Source organism: Bifidobacterium sp. N4G05 (genome assembly GCF_002742445.1).
In the GTDB taxonomy this organism is placed as follows: domain Bacteria; phylum Actinomycetota; class Actinomycetes; order Actinomycetales; family Bifidobacteriaceae; genus Bifidobacterium; species Bifidobacterium hominis.
Genome location: NZ_NJNQ01000008.1, coordinates 41,677 through 66,529 on the forward strand (window position 1 = coordinate 41,677; position 24,853 = coordinate 66,529).

Here is a 24,853-nt window from a genome sequence, read left to right on the forward strand (position 1 = left end):
CTCTTTCCGCTCACTGGAAATGCGTCGACAATGCGTCGAGCGTCGAAGTTTGAATTACGATTTTGCCGGATTCAACCTGATAATCGAACGGCACAGGATTGCAGCCGCCCTTGAATCCGATAGTGGCGAGGTTGATGGCGACATCGCACTTCTTGCAGATGATCTTGCCATCCTTCTCGTAATAGCCCGCGTCACCGCAGTTATCACAAGCGTCAAGACCGACACCGTAAGCTCCACCATTCTTCTTGATGATGATGAAACGCATCACCGTGCCGTCTTTCGCCTTGTATTGGAAGCGATGCAGATGACCGTCGTTGATTTGGCTGAATTTAATAATGGCCACGCCGTCGCTCAGCGAATAATCCTCAGGCGGAGACAGCGTAATAACCCTCTTCGTTTGCGCCACACCATACGTAAGCGCGAACGTGATGCCGATCATCGCAACAAGGCTCCATGCGCCGGCCGCCTTCGCACGACGACGGAACGCGATATGCGATCGCACAATGGCCTCATTGGCGCCTTCCGGCTTGATTTTGAAGCCCATCACAATGCTGGCAACCACCGGAATAATGAACACCAACACCATGGCAATGACCATATGACGCTGATGATTAATGCACCACACCAACGCCAGAAACGCTTCCGTAGGGAAATGAACGACGCGCTTGGACTGCAGAATCTGCGCAAGATCAGTGAAATGCGAAACAAACAGCAGCGCAATCAGCAGCAGCACAGCCGTAGTGAACGACCAACGAATCGCAGTGGAACGCATCGTACGGAAAATCAACGCCGCAACAATCGCAGTGGCCGCACCCAATGCGAAACCAAGCGCACGAAGCAGCATATCCGAAGTGAAAATCGGATCTCCCGGCTCCACGAAAATCGTCAAACGCAAAATAACATCAGGCAACGCACGGAAGGTGGTGGCGGCAATCGCAAGAGCGCCAATCGCATTCGCAATATCAAGCAACGCGCGATGATCATGCCAATCCGTAGTGATGCGACGCGCGAACAGCACAACAACGAACACTGCGATATCGAAAATCACACAACACCACAACGTGGGGTAATTGACGAACGTACGCTGATTGATCACCGCGGACGCACGCAACGCGGCGAACACAATGGCACCCGCGAATCCAATAATGAAGCCCGCAAGACGCCAGTACGCACTCAACGGCTTGTCACGCCCCTCGCCGACCGTGAGCATCACGTTCAGCGCCATAATCAGCAAAGCCGGTGCCAGCGTTCCCTGCAACACCGTGACGTACTGCGTCAGCATCTCACACCTTTCGTCGTATATCCCAGTCAAAGCCTAGTGAATTCGGCACGCAAAAGGAACCCCCTTACCAAGATTCCCAAAAAAGCGCGTTATCTCCCAAAAGCGTATCCCCTAAAACGCAAGAGAGCGGTTGCTTGGATGGTTGTTCGACCGTAGGCTCGGCCGAACGGCCTTGAGTGCGTCGAACGACTATCCAAGCAACCGCGAACGCCGTACCCATATTCGCGCTACTTGCATACGTTTCGCGATATGTGAACGGCGTTAACTACGAGTTGAATCCCAACATGAATTCAGGCTTACATCCAAACCGTTTCGCTTGGCATATGCCGGAACTCGAGTTTCAGATCACCACTCCTGCGGGGTGTAGTTCCAATCCGGGAAAGTGACCTCGATCGGCTCGGTCCAGAAGCGGCCCTTGACACCGGTCTCCGGATCAACGTGCAGCATCCAACCCTTCTTCTCCGGAGATTCGATCTTCAGCACGAGCTTGTAAGAGCCGGCCTTGTCGAGCTTGACGTTGGCGCCGTAATGCGGGCCATCAGAGGCGTTCATCTGCATGAAGGTGCCGGAGCCTACGGACTCGTTGGACGTCTTGTCGATGATGTCGTAGTTCACGGTGAGGTCCGGCACGAAATCGCCCTTGCCGTAGCCGAGCTCAGTGCCCTTCTTGTTGGCGTGGATGTCGGCTTCGAGGTGGAAGCTCGCGTCGGCGGCCTTCAGGCCCATGCCGGACGGTTCCATATCGATCGGCTGGAAGTACACGGCGTTGACGGTCAGCGGGCCGACTTCCTGGTCGGAATGGTTCTCATCGACCTGGATCTCCTCGAAGCCCGCGCCGGAATCGCTGGAGCTGGAGTCGTCGGCACCCTTGGTCTCCGACGTGGAGGTGCTGGACTTGCCGCTGGATGCGGCATTGTCGGAATTGCCGCATGCGGACAGGGAGAAGGCCATGGAGCCTGCCAACAGGATGCCGAGCAGGGCGGCGATCTTCTTATTCTTCATTGTGTTCTCTTCCTTTTCTTTGGTTCCTTGAGGAACGTTGGAAACTTATGGAAATCTCTAAATCTTTACTTGTGATTATTGATTGGCGCTTACTTAGCCTGTTCCACCTGCGCGGCCAACTTCATCCTGTGTTTCTTGATGAAACCGACCACGAACAGCACAACCACCGCGATCGCGGCAATCACCTGCGCCGTAATCGTTTCGACGTACGGATACAAGCCGATCCAATCGTTAGTTGGCACAGTGCTCAAGTAGGTGCCTTCAATAAGATCACCCTCGATGAGCGCGTGGATGCCGCCACCCGCGAAAATGACAACCAATGCGGCCATCAAAATCGAAGTTACGAGGAAGAACGGGCCGATCGGAATCTTCACCGAAGTGAATCGCAGAATCAGGAAGATGACGATCAGCACCGCGGCGGCGGCCAGACCGCCGACCCACATGCCGTGCGCATCCTGGCTCATGGAGTAGATGGACTCGTAGAAGATCACCGTTTCGGCACCCTCACGGAACACGGCGAGGAAGCTCAACATGGCAAGCGAGGCGATCATGCCCAAGCCCAGGCCCTGACCGGATTCGACCTTGTTTTGCGCGCCTGCCACAGCCGCTTCGGTTTTGTTCCTGATGTAGTTGTTCCACGCTTCCACGGAGCTCTTGTTGAGCATCCAGTTACTGGTCCACAGCAGCATGAGAGTGGCGATAAGCGCGCACACGCCTTCGGAAATCTCCTGGATCGGGCCGGAACCGCCGAATAGGAACGTAAAGAGTACGGCGACCAGACCGGAGCCGGCCAGACCTGCGACCACACCAAGGTAGATCCACTTGGCGAAACGCTTGTTGCCGGACTTCACCAGGTAGGCGATCACTGCGGCCACCACCAGCAGCGCTTCGAGGCCCTCACGGATCAGAATGAGGAACGCCTGCCCGGCGGAGCTGGTGACGAGTTTGGTGAAGCCGTTGACATTGCCGGACGCACCACCGTCGAGGATAGCCGCGTCTTTCACAAGCCAGCTTTTCAAATCGTCGACGAGCTGCTTGATTTCCTTGTCGGAACCGCCGTCGCGCATGGTCTTGCGAGTCATCTTGAACTGGTATTCGACTTGCGAGACACGGTCGCCGGAAATCGCGTTCATCACGTTCTTTTCGAAGCCGAGCTTCTCGTAATACTGGTAGTACGCGTTGTTGACCAAAGCGGAGCCTTCATCGCCATTGCCAGAAGTGGCCGCCTTGTATGCCTTGTCGAGAATGGCGGTCATTTCGCTGGCAACCTCACTCCACGTGCGGTCGCCTTTGCCTTTGGATGAATTCTTCTTGGCCGCGTCGAGCTTCTTGCGCTCTTCCGCGGTTTGCGCGGCACGCTGCTTCGCGTATTCCTTAGGATTGGCGAGGTCTGCGTTCGCGTCGAGCGTTTGCGCGGTTGCGTTGATTTCGGCGGTCAGCGCGCCGATTTTGGCTGCGATGGCGTCGCCTTGGTCCCGCTGGTAGGCAAGACCTTCAAGATCGGTGAATTGCTGTAGCAGTTCCTTCTGCTTGTCGGCGCTGATGGTGTCGTTGACGACTTTCGAGAAGTTGGATGCGTCGTAACCGATCCAATGCGCGGTCTGGAAATCGGTGCCAGCCTGACCGTAATTGCCGTCATTGTAGTCTTTTTCGGCAGTCGCAAGCTGGTCTTCGATGTTCTTCGCAGCGGCAGTCCAGGAATCAAAATTCGTTTGACCGTCATCGGCGGCGGACGCCGACTGCGGGACTACGGTAGTCGCGAAAAGCGTGGCCAACGCGATCATCAAGGCCGCAATGAACGCGACAAGGCGACCGAACACACTTGTAGCCCGCTGCGTATCGCAGGATGACATAAGACCGCTTCCTCTCTCAGCCGTTCATAATCCGATTCACGAGTGCGCCACCTTTGCCATACGCACAGTGCGCACCGACTTCACAAGATAGAACGAAAAAAATCGAAATAACAGTCTTGATTTTTTGGCAGTTTTGTTGTAAACACCCACAAAACGGTGGAATTCCGCCATTCTTATTTTCTGTAATCCGCGCGTGTCGTCTCACATAGTGATTTTTTGAAAGTTTTGGTGCGACGAAAAGCGGGAATCGTGCGGTCCGGAGGACGAAAAACCGCAAATCGTGAGGTCGGAAAAATGCAATCAGGATTCGAGCACGTCAAGCACCTTGCGTTCGTTGTAGAACGCGAACACCACACCGCCGATGCCGCACAAAACCGCGGCGCAGATGGCCGCAATGCGATAGCCGGCGCCCGACGCCATGCCAATCGTGCTCACGCCGGTAAACAGCAGCATCGCCACCGACTGACCCATCTTCATCGCAAACGTGCGAGCCGCATAAAACATGCCCTGACGATCCTGACCGGTCGTTTTCGAACTCGCATCAGCAATATTCGCAACAATCGCCTGCGGAAGAATACCGAATGCAGCCATCGGAATCGCACCGACAATCGAAAGAATCAAGCCCTGTGCCATTGGCGGAATCGCAGCAAGCAAGCCGGAACCAAGCGCACCGGCAAATGCGAACGCGCATGTGAAAATCACGAAAGCAACCAGTAGAATCCGCTTCTTGCCAACACGGTTCGCCAACAGATTCACCGGCAGATAGAACAGCACGGAAACCGCGGTCATGAGCACGAAATAGATGGTGGTCGTGGTTTCCGGAAGCTTGAGCAGACTCGTCACAAAGAACGGCAAACCGGTCTGGAACGTGGTGATCGCAACCCAGTAGACCACATCGGAGCAAACGAACTTGCGGAATTCGCCGTCGCCGAACGTCTGCTTCAGCGATTCGATGGTCGACTCGGACGTGGGCTGCGAGTTGACGTAATCGCTTTCCTTGATGGTGAGTGGCGGAACCAGCATGCACACGAATGCGATGGCCGCCATGATGGTGAACGTCAGACGGATGGCGTTCACGCGCCCCAAGCCAGGCACGAAACCAGCCCAGATCACCGGTGCCACATACGCGATGGCGGTGCCGGCCACCCACGTGAACGAGATGGCTGTGGAGATGGTGAGCTGCTGCTTGGAATCGTGGCCAAGCTCGGCAATCAGCGCGTTATAAGGCGTGCAGTAGAACGTGAGCGCAATGTAATAGCCGATCACCGTAACGAACAGGAACGCGCCGTTGATCCAGCTTGTGTTGTTGATTGGACTCCAAAACACGAGCACGGTGACGAGTGCGAGCGGAAGGGCCGCGAACTTGAGGAACGGCATGCGACGGCCGGATTTCGACGTGCAACGGTCGGAAAGGCTTGCCACTGCCGGATCCACGAATGCGTCGAAGAAGCGGGCGAACGCGGTGATGCCGCCGACCACTGTCACTATGCCAAGCACGGCAAGGCCTTGCGGCACGAACACGGTTTGCCCTTGCGAAATGGTTTCGTTGTCGGGCTGGTAGAAGTAGACAAGCCAGTTCGAAATAATGCCGGAAAGCAGAGCCCAGCCGAATTGACCGACGGCGAAGGCCCAGATTTTGGGCATCGGCAGGTTCTTCACTGCTTTTGTTGTGCGCGTGGTTGTGTTTGCGTTCGTGACCGTACCTGCGTTATCGACGTGCCCCATACCAACCTCCCTGTTGACACCTTGTCAACCACTGTACCACCTGACTTACAGCTTCGTCTCTTTCTCGACACTGCCGACCTCGCGATTTTGTTTTTCGCCGCTTTTTTAAAATCGTGCGGTCAAATAATCGAAATCATGCGATCAGAAAGAGCGAAACCCTGAATCGTGCGGTCAGAATCAGCTGATTTCTCATTGCACACACGCTAGCATCGGAAGCATGGATTTTTTGGGGCAACGCATGCCGTATGTTACGGCGTTTTCCAAAGCACTCGGCACCGGCATGATGATTTCCGCGGATTCGCCGATCGGTGACGAGTCGCGTTCCGCAATGGAATCGCTCATTGAAGATTACGAACGCGTGCTGTCTCGATTCCGCAATAATTCGCTGATCGCAACGATTGGCAAGGCCGAGCATGGCGGAAGTTTCGATTTTCCGGATTGGTGCGCGCCGCTGTTCGACCTGTATGATGCGCTATTTTCCGCCACTTCCGGTGCGATTGATCCATGCGTCGGCGAGGATTTGATCCGACTTGGATACGATGCGTCGATGAGTTTTACGGTTACGCAGGATGCACCCGAGCATTTGGGGGCATTGCGTGGACGCGCCACATGGGGGCAGGATGTGGAGCGTCACGGAACAACACTGGTCACGCGAGGCCCGGTGCAGTTGGATTTCGGCGCATGCGGCAAAGGCTATCTTGTCGATTTGCTTGGGCGCATGTTGCGGTCGACACAGTTTGTGATTGATGCGGGGGGTGATTTGCTGATTCATGCGGAACAGCCTATTTCCATCGCACTTGAGGATCCGGAAGATTCATCTCGTGCGATTGGAGTTGCACACATCGTAAATGGTGCATTGTGCGCGAGCGCACCCAGCCGACGCCACTGGAACGTAGCCGTCAACGAGCGCACCCAAATCGCCATTCATCATCTGCTCAATGCCATCGACGGACTGCCAGCACAGCAGACCGAAGCCAGCTGGGCATACATTCCCTGCAATCCGCAGCATTTCAACAAGTTGCACCATACTGCCGATAAGTCGGCAAACGCAACGCCCGACATTGCGCGCGACTACCCCGCCGCCGTCGCGGACGGCCTGGCCACAGCCTTGTTCGTTTCCGACGCAACGCAATTGCAGCGCACGTTCGATTTCGCATACGCAACATTGAACGAATCCCGTCAAATCGCAGCCAGCCGCAACTTCCCGGCCGAACTTTTCCTGCGATCCGCATAACAGCCGAATAACAGCCGAAATAAACAAAGACCGCACGCCTTTGGGGAGCGTGCGGCTCCGTGAACCAGTCGACCCCGTGAATCAGTCGGTGAGGGCGAACTGGCTGTTGTAGATGTCGGCGTAGAAGCCGCCCTTGGCGAGCAGCTCCTCATGCGTGCCGCTTTCCACAATGTCGCCATGGTTCATGACCAAAATCATGTCCGCATCGCGGATTGTGGACAGGCGGTGCGCGATCACGAACGACGTGCGATCCACGGTCAGCGCGTCCATGGCCTTCTGAATCAGCTCTTCCGTACGCGTATCAACCGAAGAAGTAGCTTCGTCGAGAATCAGGATCGGCGCATCCTCAACCATGGCTCGCGCAATGGTGAGCAACTGCTTCTGACCCTGCGAAAGCGTGGCCTTGTCGTCAAGCACCGTGTCATAGCCGTTCGGCAGCGACATGATGTAGTGATGCAGACCCACGGCCTTGCATGCGTCCTCGATCTGCTTGTCAGTGACGCCCGGCTTCGAATACGCGATGTTTTCACGCACCGTTCCACGGAACACCCACGTATCCTGCAACACCATGGAGAACTGGTCATGCACGTTCCAGCGTGGCACGGACTTCGTATCCACACCATCAATCGCAATCGAACCGCCCGAAATCTCATAGAAACGCATCAGCAGATTCACCATCGTGGTCTTGCCGGCACCGGTCGGACCAACAATCGCAACCTTCTGGCCAGACTTCACCGAAGCGGAGAAATCGTTGATGATAGTCTTGCTCGGATCATAACCGAACTTCACATGGCTGAACTCAACGTCGCCGCGCACCGGCTTGCCGTTCACGCCAAGCAGCGCCTGCTTGTCGGCTTCGTCGGCCATCTCCGGCTCTTCAAGGAAGCCGAACACGCGCTCGGAAGCGGCCGCGCAACGCTGCAGATTCTGGAACGCCTGCGCGAACTGGGAAAGCGGCTGGGTGAACAGTCGAATGTACATCATGAACGCAACGATCACGCCAAACTCGATCTTGCCATCCATCGCAAGCACAGCGCCAACCACGCACACGACCACGTAACCGAAATTGCCGACGAAATTCATCAACGGCATCATCAAGCCGGAAAGGAACTGGCTCTTCCATCCCGAATCGTACAAATCGTCGTTGTACTTTTCGAACGCGCGAATCGAATCAGCCTCACCGCAATACGCCTTGACCACGGTGTGGCCGGCATACATCTCTTCGACGTGACCGTTGACATCACCCAACGCGATCTGCTGGCGCGAGAAGTACTTCTGCGAAACCTTCATGATCGCACCCATGATGAGCAGGCCAACCAGGCTGGAAACGATGGCGCACACCGTCATAATCACATTGTTGTAGAACATCATGATCAGCGCGCCCACGAACAGTGTGACCGACGTGATCAGCGAGCCGACTGACTGGCCGAGCGTCTGGCCGATGGCGTCCACATCGTTGGTGATGCGGCTGAGCACGTCGCCGTAGCTGACCTTGTCGAAATACTTGAGCGGCAGCTTGTTGATCTTCACGCTGATGGCTTCGCGCAGCTCCTGTGCAGTGCGCTGCGTGACGTTCGCCATCATCCAGCTTTGCACGTAGCACAGCACCGCGTACCCCACATACAGCGCCACCAGCAGCCATGCGATGTGCGTGACCGCGTCCATATCGATCGCACCGAGCACCGGCTTGCCGTTGACTAGCGCAGGCAGGCCTTTGGCGATCTCGTTGGTCATGTCCTTGAGCTTGTCCGGGCCGACGATCTGGCATACCGTGCCAATCGCGCCCAATACGAGCGCCACAATGATGGCGGGAATGTAGTGGCGGCAGAAATGCACCAGTTTCTTCATCACACCGCTGAAATCCTGCGGTTTTTCAACGGCTCCGCGGCCGCGTCCCATAGATCCTCCTGGCATATCAGCGACCCTCGCTTTCGTTCAGTTCTCCTTCGGCGTCCTGATTGCCGTTTTCAACCGGCTTACCGCCGTTCAATTCGTCTTCGCTTAGCTGAGACTGCGCAATCTGACGGTATACATCGCAGTTTTCCAGCAGTTCGCTGTGTGTGCCCTGGCCGACCACCTTGCCGTCGTCGAGCACCACGATGCGGTCGGCATCCATGATGGTGCCGATGCGCTGCGCGACGATCAGTTTGGTGGAATCCTTCGCTTCCTTGGCGAGCGCGTCGCGTACGGCACGATCGGTTTTGAAATCAAGTGCGGAGAAGGAATCGTCGAAAATCAGGATTTCCGGATGACGATAGACGGCACGTGCAATCGACAGGCGCTGTTTCTGCCCGCCCGACACGTTCGATCCACCCTGCGAAATCGCGGAATCGTACTGCTTTTCCTTGGCTGCGATGAATTCGGTCGCCTGCGCGACTTCACATGCGTTGCGCACGTCGGCGCGCTGTTCTGCGGTGAGTGCGCGATGTTCGTTTTGCGCTGCGATCAGCTCTTTTTCGCGCTTTCTGCCGGCCGCGGTCGAAGTATCGGCCATGTCGACGATGCCGGCATCGTCGGTGTCGAGCGGATTGTCGCCGTAGCTGACGTTGGATGCGATCGTTCCTTTGAACAGGAAGGATTGTTGCGGCACATATCCAATTTTGTCTCGCAATGCCTTGAGCGTGTAGTCGCGCACGTTCACGCCGTCGACGAGCACTTCACCTTGCGTCGCATCATAGAAACGCGGCACGAGGTTGATGAGCGAGGATTTGCCGGAGCCGGTGGAGCCGATGAACGCCACGGTTTCGCCCTTCTTGGCGGTGAAGTTGATGTCTTCGAGCATGGCTTCGCGCGAATCCGGGTAGGTGAAGCACACGTTGCGGAATTCGATTTCGCCCTGTTTGCCCGCTTCGCCGGCGTCGCTGCGGGTGCCATCGGTAATCAGCGGTTCGGTGTCGAGCACTTCGAGCACGCGCTGTGCGGACACGTCCGCTCGCGGCCACAGCACGAACACCATGCTCATCAGCAGGAAGCTCATGATCACCTGCACGGAGTAGCTGGAGAACACCACCATGTTGGAGAAGGTGGTGAGCTTGTCGGCCGCGTCGGCGGCGTCGATCAGGTAGGCGCCGATCCAGTACACGGCAAGCATAAGACCGTTCATGATGGTGTTCATCAACGGCATCATGAAGGCCATGGCACGGTTGGTGAATAGCTGGGTGTCGGTGAGTTCCTTGTTGGCCTTGGTGAACTTGGCTTCCTGGTAATCCTCGGCATTGTAGGCGCGCACCACGCGCAGGCCGGTGAGGTTCTCGCGCGCCACAAGGTTGATGTTATCGGTCAGTCGCTGCATGGACTTGAACTTCGGCATGACGAGAACCATGAGGATCGTAATGGAGGCCAGCAGCACCACTACCGCGATGCCGGTGGCGAGCGTCCATTCGAGACCGTCTCCCGCAATCTTGCAGACGGCCCAAACCGCCATAATCGGCGATTTGACGATCATCATCAATCCCATGGTGATGAACATCTGAATCTGCGTAATATCGTTCGTGGAACGCGTGATCAGCGATGCCGTGGAGAATCGACTCATTTCAGCCGGTCCGAACGATTCGACCTTGCGGAATTCCATGGAACGCAGACGCTGGCTGAACGATGCGCCGATGCGTGCCGCGAAATAGCCGGTGATGATGGCGCATGCTGCCGATCCAAGCGAAATAAGCAGCATTTTGCCGCCGGCGATCCAAATATCGTGCATTTCGCTGCCGGGGGTTTCCACGAGGGTGGTGATGTCGGACATATAGTCCGGCAGGGTCAGGTCAAGCCAGATCTGCCCGACGATGCTGACCAGCGCAATGAGCATCTGGCCTATCTCCGCTTTGGAGAGGTATCGCATAATGCGGAACATGCTTGGATTCCTTCTCTTGTGTTGCGTTGTTTGAAGCTTGCTTGATTGATAAAGATGATTGGATTGGTTGGATTACTTGCGATCGATGATTTACATATGGTCCTATCGAATTGTCTTACAGTATTTAATTACTTACAGTGTAAGACAATCTCATATTCCTGTGTGTTTGCTGAGAGCGATTCTTGGTTCGGTCGCATGCGGCAAACATGTACCGTTCACGACACACTCAAGACCGTTTGGCCAAACTTACAGTCATGAACGGCACATGGTGGCCGCACACTTATGCGACGGGCAGTCCCTACGCCGGATCTTCAGTATTGGCCTGCGCGAAAGCCCGCTTCACCTCTTCGGCGGTAGGGCGGGGCCGACCGGGGATGCAGATGGTCATATATGTGGCGAATTCTTCGGTAAGGTCTACAAATTCGCGCGTGCGACGCTCCCCCATCTGCGAAAAGACCCAGCAAATGGCGTCGTACATATCCTCACGCTGCTGCTTGGCCTTCGCCCGTCCCTGCTCGGTGAGATTCACATGCACAATGCGGCGGTCGTTGGGATCGACTTCACGCTCGATCAGACCCTTTTTTTCCAACGCAGCCAACAGCGTGGAAATCCTGCCAGACGTGACTTTCAACGCAGCGGCCAACTGCGACGGCGTCTGCGCACCCCTGAACTCGAGCTCGCGAATAATGAATGGCTCACCCTTGGAATCGCGCGACATCGCCTGCTGCATCTGCGACTTCTTGCCCCAGACCGCTTTCATCAACCTGTCAAACGACTCCCGCTCGAAGCCCACGCTTCACCTCGCCTTATTCAATGCTCGCTAGTTACATCTTGATAATATCTTTTATTATAAACATTTTTCTCCGATCGCAGCATGCAAGTACAGAAAAACGCGCAAAAAGGAAACGATAAACGATAATCATCGAGGAAGAATCACGAGTTCTTCTTGAGTGAGCTGAAGTTGCGTCGCAGCGAAGGAATCATTGATTTCCTGCGGATTGCGAGCGCTGGGAATGGTGAACAGACGTTCGTAACGAGTCAATTCCCACGCCAGCACCACACGCTGGTAGGAGCAACCACGTTGCGCGGCAACCGTGCGGAACGGATCGTACGCGCTCTGATCGAACGTATCGAGGAATCCGCCGAGCGGCGACCAACAGACGAATGCGAGCCCCAATTCGGCGCAATGCTCCATCGTATGTTCCGGATCGGGATGCGACGGCGAGAACTGGTTTTGCACGGCAACCAATCCGCTGCCAATAATGCTGCGTGCAAGGTCGATCTGCTCGTTATTCACACGGGAAATGCCCGCATATTTGATCACGCCTTCGTCGAGCAGCTGTTTCAACGCGCCGCATTGGTCTTCGTAAGGCACCGCGGGGTCGGGGCCATGCGAATACAACAGGTCGAGCGTATCGGCGCCCAAGTGCAGTGCGGATTCCTTGGCGTCACGAATCATGGTTTCGGGGCGGGAGTCGGCAATCCAACCGTAACGGCTGCCTTCGGCCTGCAAACGCTGACTTTGCGGGCGACTCTCATCAGCACCCACCGCATGCGTGCCATCAGTGGCCGCGATGGCCTCGCAAGTACGGCGATAGCCGGTTTTGGTGGCGACGAGCACTTCATCTCTGGAGCCATTCCACGAAGCGAGCGCATCACGCACCAACTTTTCGCCGTACCCCAAATCTTCCGCAGTGCCGGTGCCAGGCTCGCTCGGCAGATAATATGACCAAGCCGTGTCCAAATAGCGAACACCCGCGTCCAAACCGGCATGAATCGTACGAATCGCAGTATCACGATCCGGGCGCCCCTCAATCGCCAAAGCCATTGTTCCCATGCCAAGCCGAGGAATCGTAAATCCTGCCAATTCGTTGTTCATCATCATCTTCCCCTTCCTTGCAAGCACGCTGTCAATTCACACATGTTCACATCAAGACTAACCCAACGTGAACCGGCGCAAGCTTGTCGGGCGCGTGCGCGAAGATAAAAACACAACCGAACGGGAGCCGAAAGGCTGAGAGGGAGCTCATAGAGCTTCGACCGAGGACTTGATGCGGGTAATGCCGCCGTAAGGAGACGGGTTGTTCACGCCGCAAAGCGTATCTCATCTTCCGTTCGCGATAACCGAATATCGCGTGATTAGGGTCACGGAGGGGCGCACCACCTCATAGGGTACGGTTCCTTCGGCGACCCTTTTTTCGTACCAACCTTGAGTGTCCGATTCTGCAGAAACGGACGCACAAGCGGCTCAAACAAGCACCTAAGTGTCCGATTCACCAGAAACGGACATCCGTGGACTGAAATAGATGCCGTGCGTGTCCGATTCTGCAGAATCGGACATTGAGAGACCAAAAATGAACCTCCGGATGTCCGATTCACCAGAAACGGACATTTGGAGTGCAGGAAGCATGTGCCACGACAGACACAGAAGGGAACCGCAATGATCATCAACGGTAAGGAAGAGGACGTCGCCACGCCAATCACCGTGGCCGAACTCATCGAAAACAAGGGATTGCGCGCCGACCGCGTGGCTGTCGAGCTCAACGGCGAAATCGTGCCTCGCGCCCAGCGTGCGCAGACGCAGCTCAAGGGCACCGATACGTTGGAAATCGTCACGTTCGTGCAGGGCGGCTGAACTACTTTCAAAATTTCTTGCGATTACGACCGGCGCAATACACGCGTAACAATCGCAAGAACATACAAAACACGGCCAACCCCGCAAAAACAACGCACGAACGGAAAGCGAGAATACGAGAACAACCATGACTCTTGAACCATCCGCATCGCAGGCGCAGATCGACGCCCGCCAGCACGCTTTCGACAACCAGCCCGACCCGACCACGCTCGTCAGCCGCGAAGAAATCCGCGCAGCCCTGCTCGACCGCCATACCGCAGCCACGCAAGACAAGCTCGACGCGGCGCACGTGGCCATTTGTGGCTGCGGTGGTCTCGGATCGACGATTGCGGTGGCATTGACCCGCATTGGCGTCGGCCACCTGCATTTGATTGATTTTGATCGCGTGGATATGACGAATCTGAATCGTCAACAGTATTTTTTGAAGGATCTCGGCCAGTACAAAACGGAAGCATTGCGCAGCAACTTGCGTCAGATCAATCCTTTTATCGATATCACCATTGATACCGTGAAAGTGACCGACGAGAACGTACCGACGCTGTTCGACAATGAAGATATTATTTGTGAAGCGTTCGACGTGCCGGAAAACAAGACGATGCTGGTGAACGCCGTGCTTGAGAATCTGCCGAATAAGAAGTTGGTGAGCGCTTCGGGAATGGCAGGATTCCGCAGCTCCAATTTGGTGAATACTCGTCGCGTTTCAAAGAATTTCTACTTCTGCGGCGATGGCGAAACCGCTCCGGTACCGGGCGCAGGTTTGATGGCACCGCGTGTGGGCGTGGTCGCCTGCCATGAAGCCAATATGATCACTCGCTTGATTCTTGGCGAAGAAGACGCCTGACAGCGAAACGCAACCACAAACGCAAATTACAACGAATAACACGACACTGATCGCATAGTAAGGATTAACCATGAGCACCGAAAACACGATCACCACCGCGGAAAAGGACTTCGCGGCAGCACCGAACGCCACACTCGACGAGCTGGTCGGCACCACCACGAATACCGCACTGCTGCCGGAGCCGGATGCGCACGCGTATGACGAAATCGCCACCGGTGACGCCGATCCGCTGATTCTCGGCGGCCACAAGTTCACAAGCCGTTTCATTCTCGGATCCGGCCGCTACGATCTGAACCTCATCAAGGCGACCATTGAGAACGCAGGCACGCAGATCGTCACCATGGCGTTGCGCCGCTGCCGCACCACCGAAAACAATCTACTCGACTACATTCCGAAGGGCATCACCATGCTGCCGAACACGTCCGGCGCACGCAATGCCGAAGAGGCGGTGCGCATTGCCCGTCTCGCGCGCGAAGTGTGCCAGACGGATTTCGTGAAGGTGGAGATCGAGCATGAGGCGAAGTATCTGCTGCCCGACAATGAGGAAACCATCAAAGCCACGAAACAGCTGGCAAAAGAAGGCTTCGTGGTCATGCCGTACATGTTCCCCGATCCGATTGCGGCGAAGCGTCTTGAAGACGCAGGTGCGGCTTGCGTAATGCCGCTTGGCGCGATGATCGGCTCGAATAAGGGCCTGCGTGCACGCGATTTCATTGAAGTGATTATCAAGAATTCCAATGTTCCGGTGATCATCGACGCTGGTATTGGCCGTCCGAGCCAGGCTGCGGAAGCCATGGAAATGGGCGCGGACGCGGTGATGGCTTATACGGCCATCGCTTCCGCCGGCAATATTCCGCTGATGGCACGCGCGTTCAAGAAGGCGATCGAAGCGGGTCGTGAAGCGTATTTGTCTGGCTTGGGCAAGGTTACGGAAGATCATGCCGTGCCGTCCAGTCCGACGAACGAAGCCGACTACATCGGCTGACGTGCGCTAAATCCCGTAAGGGGATTCGCGCAAAGACCATATTGAAAAGGGGCGTTTGCCGAACGTACGTGATGCCCCCACGTTCGGCAAACGCCCCTTACTCGTATCCTGCGTTACCTGCGAACGCTACCGATGCAAGGCTTCCTTAAGATCACGATTCTGGAATCGCTCGTGCAGCAGGCAATATCCGCCGAACGTAACCAGCCAAATCAGACCGGCAATCGCAGAACCAATCGTGTCCGTCGACAGGAACAACGTGACATACACGAGCACAAAGAACGCGACCGCAATCCAATCAAACACCTGCCAAGCGGGCATGACGAAACCGTCCGGCAGAAAATCGCTGCTCTGACGATACTTGCAGTGGGCGAGCATCGTCAGCACATAAATGAAAATCACCACGGCGCTAGCGGCCGAAGCGAACAGCACGAACGCGCCGGAAATGCCCGGAATCGCGTTGATGATCGGGGAGAACAGAATCATGCAACCTGAAGCGACGATCGCCTTCGCAGGCACCTTGTGATCGGAAACTTCAGCCAAACGTGCCATCGCAGGCGACTCAGAATCAGAAGCCAGCTGATACAAGTGGCGACCTGCCGAATAAATCAGCGAATTCAATGCCGACGCGGCCGCCGTAATCACCACGAAGAAGACCAGTGCGGCAGCCCAATCAAGACCCGCATATTTGAACACCATGATGAACGGAGATCCGAACGAACCGTCGGAATTCTCGTGGAAATTGCGCCACGGCACAATAGCCATGATCGCAATCAGGGCACCCACGTAGAAGATCAGAATACGCATGATCAGCTCGTTCACGGCCTTCGGCAGCACCTTGCGCGGATTTTGCGTTTCCGACACCGTGACGCCCACGAATTCGATGAGCTGGTAGGCGAAGAATACCATTTGGAAGCTCATGAAGAAGTTCATCCAGCCGTTCGGCGCGAGCTGGAAGCCGTCGGTGATATTCGTGAGGCTCACCGCGGCGCCCGACACCGTGCCGTCCACGCCTTCGATGTGCGTGGCGGGGTAGCTGAAGCCGATGATCAGCATCACGATGGCGGTAACGATCAGACCGACGATCAGCGTGATTTTGATCATGGAGAACCAGAATTCCGCCTCGCCGAACACTTTCACCGCAATCAGATTGATACCAGTGAGCGCCACGAGGAAGCATAGTTCGATCAACCACTTCCACGAGTTCAGGTCTATGCCGAATGTGCCGAAGAACGTTACGAAATATGTGCTTACGGCGGTGATTTCGGTCATGCCGGTCAGAATGAGCACGATCCAATACGTCCAGCCGGCGAATTTGCCCCACCCGCGGCCGAGGTAGCGTGTGATGAAGTTAATGAACGTGTGCTGGCTGGGGTCGCTGTACATCATTTCTCCGATGGCACGCATCAGCAGGAACATGATGAGGCCGACGCCAATGTACACGAAAATGATGCTCGGCCCGGTCAGCGCGATCGACTTGCCGGAGCCTAGAAACAGGCCGGTGCCGATGGTGCCTCCGATGGCGATGAACTGAACGTGACGGTTTTTCAGGCCTCGCTCCATTTCATTGCTTTGGTCGAGGCTTTCGACGGTTTTAATGTTCGCGGCGCTTGAGCCCGCGGAATTAGTGTTCTCGGAAGTCATAGTGTTCACTACCCTACCCCGCGAGCCGCACATTGCGCCCGCCGAAGCTTTGTTTTTGGGCACGTACGCAGATTTTGCGGCACTGGTGCATCCCGTTTGCGGCCAACCGTGCCCAGCCAACCACCCTATTTTCGTATTTCCACCTCGCCATACCCCCATACTGCCCTATCTCGCCTATATATGGCAGATTCACGAGGTTGACCGCTGCTTTCTCGCTTATATATGGCACTTGCTCACGGCAAAACACCACTTAGGGGGTACGTTTTGGGCGTATTTCCGTAAGTTGTCTGCCATATATAAGCGAAATAGCTCATGACACATGTGCAAATCTGCCATATATAGGCGAAATACGCCCAACCGCTCGACCCAAATCGCGCCTTGCTTGTCTGATTCTGCAGAAACGGACACCCACAGCACACTTTCAGTACTCCAGTTGTCCGATTCTGGAGAAACGGACATCCGCAACGCACTTTCGCCGCATTACTTGTCCGATTCACCAGAAACGGACAACTGAGACCCGTTTTTGCCTGTGTACTTGTCCGATTCTGCAGAATCGGACACTTATGAGGCATAACGATGGTCTGGGTCAGGCGGTGGCGGCGATTTGCCCGCGCAGTTCGGCGTTCACACGTTCCAGTTCATCGATACGGCGTGCCTGCTGCTTGATGATGATGCTCGCCGTTCCCATGTCGATACCGTCGCCGCCTTGCGTTTTGACGGGAATATGTTCCATCGGCCTGTTGGCGATGCTGTCGAGGTTGCGTCTCATCATGAACGCATGCTCATACCGGTTGACGAGTTGCGCGATGATCTCGCTGTCGCTCATGTTACCGCTGCCGGTCACGGATTTGATGGCCGATGTTTTCCAACGGTCCACGCACCGCTCGATGCGCTTATATCCGATGAGATCCGGCGGAAGTCCCGCTTCCCGGAAGATTTTGGTTGGCGATTCGCCTGTCAAATAGCGGATGGTGCACACTTGCTTGAACGAATCGGCGTAGGTGATGCGATTACGCGTTACGTTGGCGACCGCCGGCAGTCCGCGCAATAGTTGGATTTCCTCGTCGCTGAATGCTCCCCCACCTCGTGCCATGACACCCGCCTTTCCTCTGTTTTCATGGACGTGCTTGCGATTGTAGGGTGGTATTGTCGCGAAATACCCCCACCCGTAACCCCTGTATGGTTGCTTTTTAACGACTGTTTTGCCACCTAGTTGCCACTTGCGGATACCTTTTTCATGCCGGATTTCGCCGTTTGGTACCGAATTTCACCCGCTTCGATCCCATATTGCCCCATACAAAACCTTCACCCCTAAAAAGTATGGAAAGGCACGAAAAGACATGAAAAGCGGGCATCCACGGATGGTTTCCGCGAATGCCCGCTTATTTCGTTTTTGCGCTTATTGTTTCAGCGATTGAGCGCGTATCAGCGCATGCGCTGGCGCGACTTGAGCGCGACGGCAACGCCGGCACCTGCCACGAGCAGCGCCACCACGGTGAAGAGGGTCGTACCCGCAGCACCGGTGAGCGGCAGCTGGGTGACGTTCTTCACGTTCTTGACCTTGATCACCTTGTCGACGGTGCTGGCAAGGCCAAGCTTGTTATTGTCCGTGGTCAGATTGTAGGTGACCGCGCCATCGTTAGCGATCGCCACTTTGATGGTGAACTCCGGCACGATGTTCTTGGCGTAGCCGGCAACGAAACCGGTTTCCTTGAAGGTGTACTTGCCTGCGGCGAGACCGTTCAGCACGACCTTGCCGTCGGCGCCGGAAACAACGGCTGGGGAACCGCTGACATCGAACTTGTACACACCGTTCACGCCGGTTGTAATGTTCGAGAACTTCAGCGGAGTGCCTTCGGCCTTGTCTCCTGCGTACACGTTGAAAGTTGCGCCTGCGAGCTTGCTGGTATCGGTGTCAACGCCGTACTTCAGGAATTCGAGATTACCGGTGTACAGTGTCACGGTCTTGCCAGCGCCGTCGAACATGCCGTCATGGGAGGCCTTGGCTGTGTTGGTGACCCTGTTGGTATTGCCGAGGATCTGATCGTTGACGGTCGCGTTGTAGGTGACGACCAGCTGCTGGCCCGCGTAATCCTTGGCATTGGCGAAGGTGATGGTCGTGGTGGTCTCGCCGGTGTTTTGGTCGACGGTCGAGGTAATCTCATAGTCGTTCGCGACCTTGTTGCCAGCCATCACCTTGATGGAGTCTTTGTGGATGGTCAGGCCTTTGGATGCGACGTCCTGAATGTAATACGGGTAGGAATCGTAGCCGGCTGCGGTTTTCGGCACGATCGCCTTGACGGTGTAGGTCAGCTGCTGGCCAATCTTCACGGTCTTGCCGTCGAACGAGACATTCGGATCAGCTGAATCGACGGTCTTACTGTCAATGGTCGGGGTGTTCTCGTTCTTGGCGACGAACATGCCAACGGCATGGATGGTGCCTTGGCCAGTGCCCTTGTCACCAACTACCTTGAAGTCGCTGGCGATGCCACTCAGCGTGGTTGCGACGATCGCGTTGACACCGGTCGTCTGCTGGTCGTCCTTCATGTACGTATCGGTGACGAGATACCAGCCTTCGCCCAAACCGTTGATCGCAACGTCATCGCCTTTGCCAGAAACCGTGCCATTGGCGTCCGCGCCTTGCGGCACATTCATGTTGGCCGCGAACGCGCGGAACCAAGCCTCGTCGGCGGGGCCGGTCTTCATGGCCACGTATGCGGCCGGGTTGCCCGCATATTCAGCCGGCATGGTCTGCACAGGCTGCTGAGCATTATTGGCCGCGTTCACGGCCTGCCGCACAGCCGTCTTCCAAGCCGTGTCGGTGCCAACCTGCACCGACTTGCCCTTGTTGTCCGTATCCACCGTCAGCGTGGCGAACTTGTAGGCAGAGTACGTATGACCTGTCTGCGAGTTCTTCACCGTGATGGCCGCAGTACCAGCGGTCGTCGCGGCGCCATCAGCCTGTGCGCTGGTTGCGCCCAGGGCCATGCCGCCCAGCAACGTCGCAGCGGCGGCGATGCCTGCGAAAAGTTTCCTCATCTTCATGAGAATCCCCTCTCCTTGTGTTGTTGATGTTGTGTTTGTTTTTGCTAACGGGATCTGAAGCCCAACATGCTCTGGATCCACAAAATTTGTGATGTGCGGCTGGACTGCCCTGTGAAGGTTGGTAGGGCAGTCCAGCCCGAGGAACCGTCTCAGACGAGACGCTTCTTGCTGTTCCAGATGCCAGCCGCGCCAACCAGCAGTATTGCGAGTCCGCCGATCGAGCCGCCAACCAGCAGCCATTGACGATCCGTGGTTCCGCCCGTCAACGGCAACGCCGACACCGCCACATACGTATTGGTGAATGCGATCGGATTGTCGGTTTTCTGCGAGTCGGAAACGTTCTTGCCGTTGTCGTCGAGCAGTTTCGTCACGGATTTCACCGAAGCCGTCCATATGCCGTCCTTTTCGTCAACGGTGACCACGATCTGGTATTTCGCGCCCGAATAGTGCAGGGCTGCGATATTGCCGTTGCTTTCCGTAATGGTGTACGTGTAGTCGGCTTTTCCAGCGTTGTAGGTGATGTCACCGAACGTTGCGGAATGCTGGCTATCCGGGGAATCAGCATCATAGGCGACCGTCACCTTGCACGACGGTTGCGCCTGTTGCGCGCAATCGGACGGCAGCGGCGCGTTACCGTCTGCAGTCAGTTCGAAATCGAACGAATCATCTGCTTTCCAATTGCGTCCTTCGAGGTTTTTCCGCACGGTGATCGCGTTGGACAGCGTCGTAGTCTTCAACGTGTTGGTCAACGTAGCTGTCATATTGCCGCCATTGCCGTCACTCTGCCAGACCATGGCTTTGGTGAGGGCCACGCCGGTCGCGTCGGCTGCAGCGTTGCCGTACTGGTAGGAGACCACATAACGGCTATCTTCCGATATTTCCGCCACACTGTAGGTGTATCCGGGCTGCAGGTTGCCGACGGTGGCCGTCCAATTATTCGACGTGTTCAACTTGATCGAAGCTACATTTTCCGTCTGTGCGGTCGCTTCACCGGTCTTCGTACGCTGCAGCTGGACCTTCACCGTGTCATCCGCATGCTTGTTCACATCGTCGGACCACGTTTTGTTGATGGTGATTTGGCCAAGTTTGACTTGCACGACCGGCTTAGCATAGTTAAGCGTCTGCTGTTTGGTGCATTCCGATTCCTGGTCGTTGACGGATGTGACCACGCAGTAGTTCAAATGCGCTTCGGCATTGGAGAAGTAGCCCTGCTTTCCTGCAGATTCGTCACCTGTAGCAGCTTCTCCCGTGTTCGGATATTGCTGCTTGGTTGCGTAGTCCGCATATGCGGCGTCGTTTGGTTTGACCTTGAAGGAGACGTCGATGGTTTCGTTTTTGCCGACAATCATGCCGTCGTCATTGTTGAAGGTCACGGTGATCGTGCGATTGCCGTTGCCGTCGACGTGGTAGAGGGCCGTATATCCGCTTATGGCTGCGCCATTGTTGGTTGCCGTCACATATTTCGTAATGTCGGTGCCGTCTACCGCATTTGCGAAATCGACTGGGTCAACCCATTGCGACAGGGCGTCGGTGATGGAATACGCCCTGATTTTCGCAGTAGTGGTGATGGTGTTGTAGATCTGTTCAAATGCATTCGTCAGATTTTCCGCGGACGTTCCGTCGTATTCCTTGCCGGTGACGGCGTGCGCGCCTTTGGCGAGGTCGCTCATCTTATTGGCGTCTTTCGAAACCTTCACCACGTACAGGGCTGCGTTCCCACGTTCGTTGGCTGCCGCCAGCGCGGCCGCATAGTTGTAACCGTAGCCATCGTCACTGCCGTTGCCGTGGATGTTTCCGTCCGAGCCGTCCGGGTCGGTTTTCCACTGGTAGGAGGGGAACGGTTCCCACCACTCATTGTTAGCCTCGCACGCTGCCTGGGTCTTGTATTCCGGATGCTCCTTCCCCCACGCGAAGCATCCGGAATAGGATGTGCTTCTGAAGGTTGGATTGCCGTCAGACAGGAAGACGATATACTTCTGCACACCAGCACGCCCTGACGATAGACTGTTCGCCGTTCTCAGAGCGTCTTCCCAGTTGGTTCCGCCGTCTGGAGCCGCACTGACAGCCCCGCTGATAGCGTCAGAGGAAGTCGTGAAATTCGAAGTCGTTTGCGCCTCCTTGCTGAACGTCACCACAGCCATCTGCACCTGCTGATTGGGTGAAAGAGCGTTATTCGCACCCGTCAGAAGCTTCTGGGCCAATGCCGTGGCTGCGTTTTTCGCATTCGTGTCACGGGAGCCTTCCATACTGCCGGACTTGTCAAGCACCAGCACAATGTCGGCAGGCACCGCGGCCGTAACCGTGGATGACGAACTATCGCCGGATGCGGTCAGATGCAACGCATACTGATCGCCGTCGCCATCTCCGATTTTGGCAATGCTCTTGCTATTTGCCGGCTGCAAAGTAGAAGTATCGCCAGAAGATGTCTGATCATCTTCCGCAAGAGCGGCGGAAGTGGTGGCGTAGCCCATGCCGCCGAGCATGGCGACCGATGCGAACACAGCCACTATACGTTTGGCAAGTCCTCCCCTGGGCTTCGCCTCATATTCATGTGCATGCCTCATGAGCATCCCCTTAAATCCTGTGCAATCACGCGTCTTACGACGAGCAACCTCTCTTCATGCCAAGATTCGCAACATCTTCTACGTGCCCGGAAAATCCTGACAGTGCTTCAACTCTGGAAGCTAGAGGAAAAGGGACTGCCATGCGTACACCCTAAGTGCGGGAAAGTCGGGTAGCGCACAATCGATGGAAATTGCTGAATTGCAACACAAGTCACCCGCGAAAAGCACCCGACGTCACCGCAAAGAAACGATGGGATAATCACCAAAATGACGCTTCTTCATACTTTCGTAACCATTAGTCAATAATGGAAATCACGCATTTTTTGTGCGCCAACCACGTTTTTATATTCAAATTGCATGTCAGACATGCCTTCATGCAGCAGCCGCGTCAGCCGCGCTTCGGCCACCAAGCCGCATGTCTGCGAATATGCCACGGCCTACGTCGTAGCCAAACCAACAACGTGCCCAATCCAAGAGTCGCAACGCCTGCGATCACACCGATCGTACGAGCGTCCTTCACCGCGTCGTTTTCGGCAGGAATCTCATCTGGAATAGCGGAACGTGTGGCCGAAACCAGCAGACGATGCGTGTTGACGCCATACGGCGTGCAGGTCATCAGGGTCACGCGATCCTCACCGGGCACGATTTTCAACTGCGACGTGTCGTTCGGCTCGATCACCGTGATACGGTCCACCTGGTAGCCGAGCGTGCGGCCCATCACCTCTATATAGAAGTAGTCGCCGACGCGCATTTCATCGAGCCGCGTGAACATGGCCGCTTCGACCAGTCCGCGATGCCCGGTGAGCACCGCATGCGTGCTCTTGCCTCCGACCGGCAGACTGCTGCCATACAGGTGTCCCGCGCCCGAAGCAAGCGCCGATTCGGAAGTACCATGGTAGATCGGCAGTCTCACGGAGATTTTCGGAATGCGAATCGTACCCATCACGCCACCGCCGGAATCCAACAGACTCTGGTACTCCGCGTCCGTCGAACTGGCGCTTGCGGAACTGGTGTCCGCACCACTCTGGTTGTCCGATTCTGCAGAATCAGACATCTGTGGTCCACTTTCACCTACCTGATTGTCCGATTCCGCAGAATCGGACACGCTGGCACGCGATCCGCCGCGCACATCAGCGAACGGATCCTTCGCCTCACCCAAAATCGGCTGCCCGGATTCCGCAAGCCACTTGTTATAGTCCTGGGCCGCGGCGAACGCGTCATCTGCCTGCGGATACGGCCAGCCCGCAACCGTCTGCGCGGATCTTACCGACGTTTCCGACAGATCACGCGCCGACCAATACTGCAACATTGCCGGGAATCCGCCAATACAGACCGCAGCAACAATCAACAGCGCCGCAACCGCACGCATCGCCAGCATTGTACCGCGTGCGCGACGTCGTTGACGCATTTCGTCGGCAACATCAATCGCCTCGGCAAATGACAGAAAACAGCCAGCCGTCAAAAGTCGACCGTCCACCGAAACTTCCTCGGACGACGGCTGGCGACCGTCATGCCATTCCACCGCTTTCTCCATCTCACGCAAGCGTGCCGTCACCCGACAAGCTTTCGCAGCACACGTTCCAGTTCGTCGATGCGCAATGCTTGCTTCGCAATCAATTCGTCGCACTGGTTGATGATGAGCTGCGCCTGGGTGAGTTTTGAAAGCATATCCTGCGATTCCATTTCCGATGATTGCGCGTCATCGCCCATAAGATCATGATGACGGATGATGCGCAGATCGTCGCGATTGGCACGCTCACCGCCGCGACGGTCGCGTTCCCCCTGCTTTTTCCAGCGTGCAATGCACCGCTCAATGCGTTTGTATCCGATGAGTTTCGGGTCGAGACCCGCCTCGCGGAAGATGGCGGCCGGCGATTCGCCCGCATTGTATCTGCACATGACTTCGATGCGGAAACTGTCGGCATACCGGATATGCGACGCGCTCACGCTTTCCACTGCGGGAAGGCTGGCCAAATATGCGCGCTCCTTTGCGGTGAATTTTCCATCAACCATTCTTCCCTCCCCCTGTATTGCCTAAACAGCTTGGTTCAGAATCATATCGGAGCTTTCCCCATTGGTACCCTCGTTAAAACCCTCGAATAAAGCCCACCCTTCCCCCAATGAAAAGAAGGAGTTCCATCTTCAAAACAAAACAGTKCCGCCATTTTGCACAGATAGTAACGCTCATAGAATTGCACC

18 protein-coding genes are annotated in these 24,853 nt (G+C 55.9%); 4 read left to right on the forward strand and 14 right to left on the reverse strand.

The window, feature by feature from the left end; genetic code table 11:
- Window positions 1-10 precede the first annotated feature (10 nt).
- The 4 genes from CE153_RS08070 to CE153_RS08085 all read right to left on the reverse strand — a co-directional run bounded on the left by CE153_RS08070 (window position 11) and on the right by CE153_RS08085 (window position 5,862).
- On the reverse strand, window positions 11-1,282 hold the full coding sequence (locus CE153_RS08070) for a DUF2318 domain-containing protein (protein WP_099595818.1): 1,272 nt from the start codon (window positions 1,280-1,282) through the stop codon (window positions 11-13).
- 345 nt (window positions 1,283-1,627) lie between these two features.
- Complete coding sequence (locus tag CE153_RS08075; RefSeq protein ID WP_039196667.1) at window positions 1,628-2,284, reverse strand: iron transporter; 657 nt, start codon at window positions 2,282-2,284, stop codon at window positions 1,628-1,630.
- A gap of 89 nt (window positions 2,285-2,373) precedes the next feature.
- Window positions 2,374-4,137 (reverse strand): FTR1 family iron permease, encoded by a 1,764-nt coding sequence (locus tag CE153_RS08080; protein ID WP_180753459.1) that lies wholly within the window; start codon window positions 4,135-4,137, stop codon window positions 2,374-2,376.
- 300 nt (window positions 4,138-4,437) lie between these two features.
- On the reverse strand, window positions 4,438-5,862 hold the full coding sequence (locus CE153_RS08085; protein WP_410050013.1) for an MFS transporter: 1,425 nt from the start codon (window positions 5,860-5,862) through the stop codon (window positions 4,438-4,440).
- Window positions 5,863-6,079: 217 nt separating this feature from the next.
- Here CE153_RS08085 and CE153_RS08090 point away from each other — a divergent pair, with 217 nt between their 5' ends.
- On the forward strand, window positions 6,080-7,096 hold the full coding sequence (locus tag CE153_RS08090) for an FAD:protein FMN transferase (protein ID WP_099595819.1): 1,017 nt from the start codon (window positions 6,080-6,082) through the stop codon (window positions 7,094-7,096).
- An 81-nt stretch (window positions 7,097-7,177) separates the two neighbouring features.
- Here the strand turns inward: CE153_RS08090 and CE153_RS08095 are convergent, their stop codons facing one another.
- The 4 genes from CE153_RS08095 to CE153_RS08110 all read right to left on the reverse strand — a co-directional run bounded on the left by CE153_RS08095 (window position 7,178) and on the right by CE153_RS08110 (window position 12,828).
- Window positions 7,178-9,010, reverse strand: coding sequence for an ABC transporter ATP-binding protein (locus tag CE153_RS08095; RefSeq protein WP_099595820.1), 1,833 nt, complete (start codon window positions 9,008-9,010; stop codon window positions 7,178-7,180).
- 1 nt (window position 9,011) lies between these two features.
- Window positions 9,012-10,943, reverse strand: a complete 1,932-nt coding sequence (locus CE153_RS08100) for an ABC transporter ATP-binding protein (protein ID WP_099595821.1) — start codon at window positions 10,941-10,943, stop codon at window positions 9,012-9,014.
- 298 nt (window positions 10,944-11,241) lie between these two features.
- Window positions 11,242-11,736: a MarR family winged helix-turn-helix transcriptional regulator gene (locus CE153_RS08105; protein ID WP_099571133.1), complete on the reverse strand. Its 495-nt coding sequence runs from the start codon at window positions 11,734-11,736 to the stop codon at window positions 11,242-11,244.
- 126 nt (window positions 11,737-11,862) lie between these two features.
- Window positions 11,863-12,828 (reverse strand): aldo/keto reductase, encoded by a 966-nt coding sequence (locus CE153_RS08110; RefSeq protein WP_099595822.1) that lies wholly within the window; start codon window positions 12,826-12,828, stop codon window positions 11,863-11,865.
- Window positions 12,829-13,383: 555 nt separating this feature from the next.
- Between CE153_RS08110 and thiS the strand changes: the two genes are divergently transcribed.
- The 3 genes from thiS (at window position 13,384) to CE153_RS08125 (ending at window position 15,404) form a co-directional block, all read left to right on the forward strand.
- Window positions 13,384-13,578 (forward strand): sulfur carrier protein ThiS, encoded by a 195-nt coding sequence (gene thiS, locus CE153_RS08115; protein ID WP_099595823.1) that lies wholly within the window; start codon window positions 13,384-13,386, stop codon window positions 13,576-13,578.
- 127 nt (window positions 13,579-13,705) lie between these two features.
- The gene (gene thiF, locus CE153_RS08120; RefSeq protein WP_099595824.1) at window positions 13,706-14,419 is read left to right on the forward strand and encodes a sulfur carrier protein ThiS adenylyltransferase ThiF; all 714 of its coding nucleotides are present in this window, start codon (window positions 13,706-13,708) and stop codon (window positions 14,417-14,419) included.
- Window positions 14,420-14,489: 70 nt separating this feature from the next.
- Window positions 14,490-15,404, forward strand: a complete 915-nt coding sequence (locus CE153_RS08125) for a thiazole synthase (RefSeq protein WP_003833695.1) — start codon at window positions 14,490-14,492, stop codon at window positions 15,402-15,404.
- A 126-nt stretch (window positions 15,405-15,530) separates the two neighbouring features.
- Here CE153_RS08125 and CE153_RS08130 read toward each other — a convergent pair whose 3' ends face one another.
- The 6 genes from CE153_RS08130 to CE153_RS08155 form a co-directional block, all read right to left on the reverse strand.
- On the reverse strand, window positions 15,531-17,045 hold the full coding sequence (locus CE153_RS08130; RefSeq protein ID WP_180753460.1) for an amino acid permease: 1,515 nt from the start codon (window positions 17,043-17,045) through the stop codon (window positions 15,531-15,533).
- A gap of 586 nt (window positions 17,046-17,631) precedes the next feature.
- A complete protein-coding gene (locus tag CE153_RS08135; RefSeq protein ID WP_099595826.1) occupies window positions 17,632-18,138 on the reverse strand; it encodes a hypothetical protein in 507 nt (168 codons plus the stop codon).
- A 332-nt stretch (window positions 18,139-18,470) separates the two neighbouring features.
- Complete coding sequence (locus CE153_RS08140) at window positions 18,471-20,090, reverse strand: isopeptide-forming domain-containing fimbrial protein (protein WP_099595827.1); 1,620 nt, start codon at window positions 20,088-20,090, stop codon at window positions 18,471-18,473.
- Between the two features lie 149 nt (window positions 20,091-20,239).
- On the reverse strand, window positions 20,240-22,654 hold the full coding sequence (locus CE153_RS08145; protein WP_236824513.1) for a DUF7604 domain-containing protein: 2,415 nt from the start codon (window positions 22,652-22,654) through the stop codon (window positions 20,240-20,242).
- Window positions 22,655-23,042: 388 nt separating this feature from the next.
- A complete protein-coding gene (locus tag CE153_RS08150) occupies window positions 23,043-24,062 on the reverse strand; it encodes a class C sortase (RefSeq protein WP_236824515.1) in 1,020 nt (339 codons plus the stop codon).
- Window positions 24,063-24,205: 143 nt separating this feature from the next.
- The gene (locus tag CE153_RS08155; protein WP_099571141.1) at window positions 24,206-24,667 is read right to left on the reverse strand and encodes a hypothetical protein; all 462 of its coding nucleotides are present in this window, start codon (window positions 24,665-24,667) and stop codon (window positions 24,206-24,208) included.
- Between the last annotated feature and the right edge of the window lie 186 nt (window positions 24,668-24,853).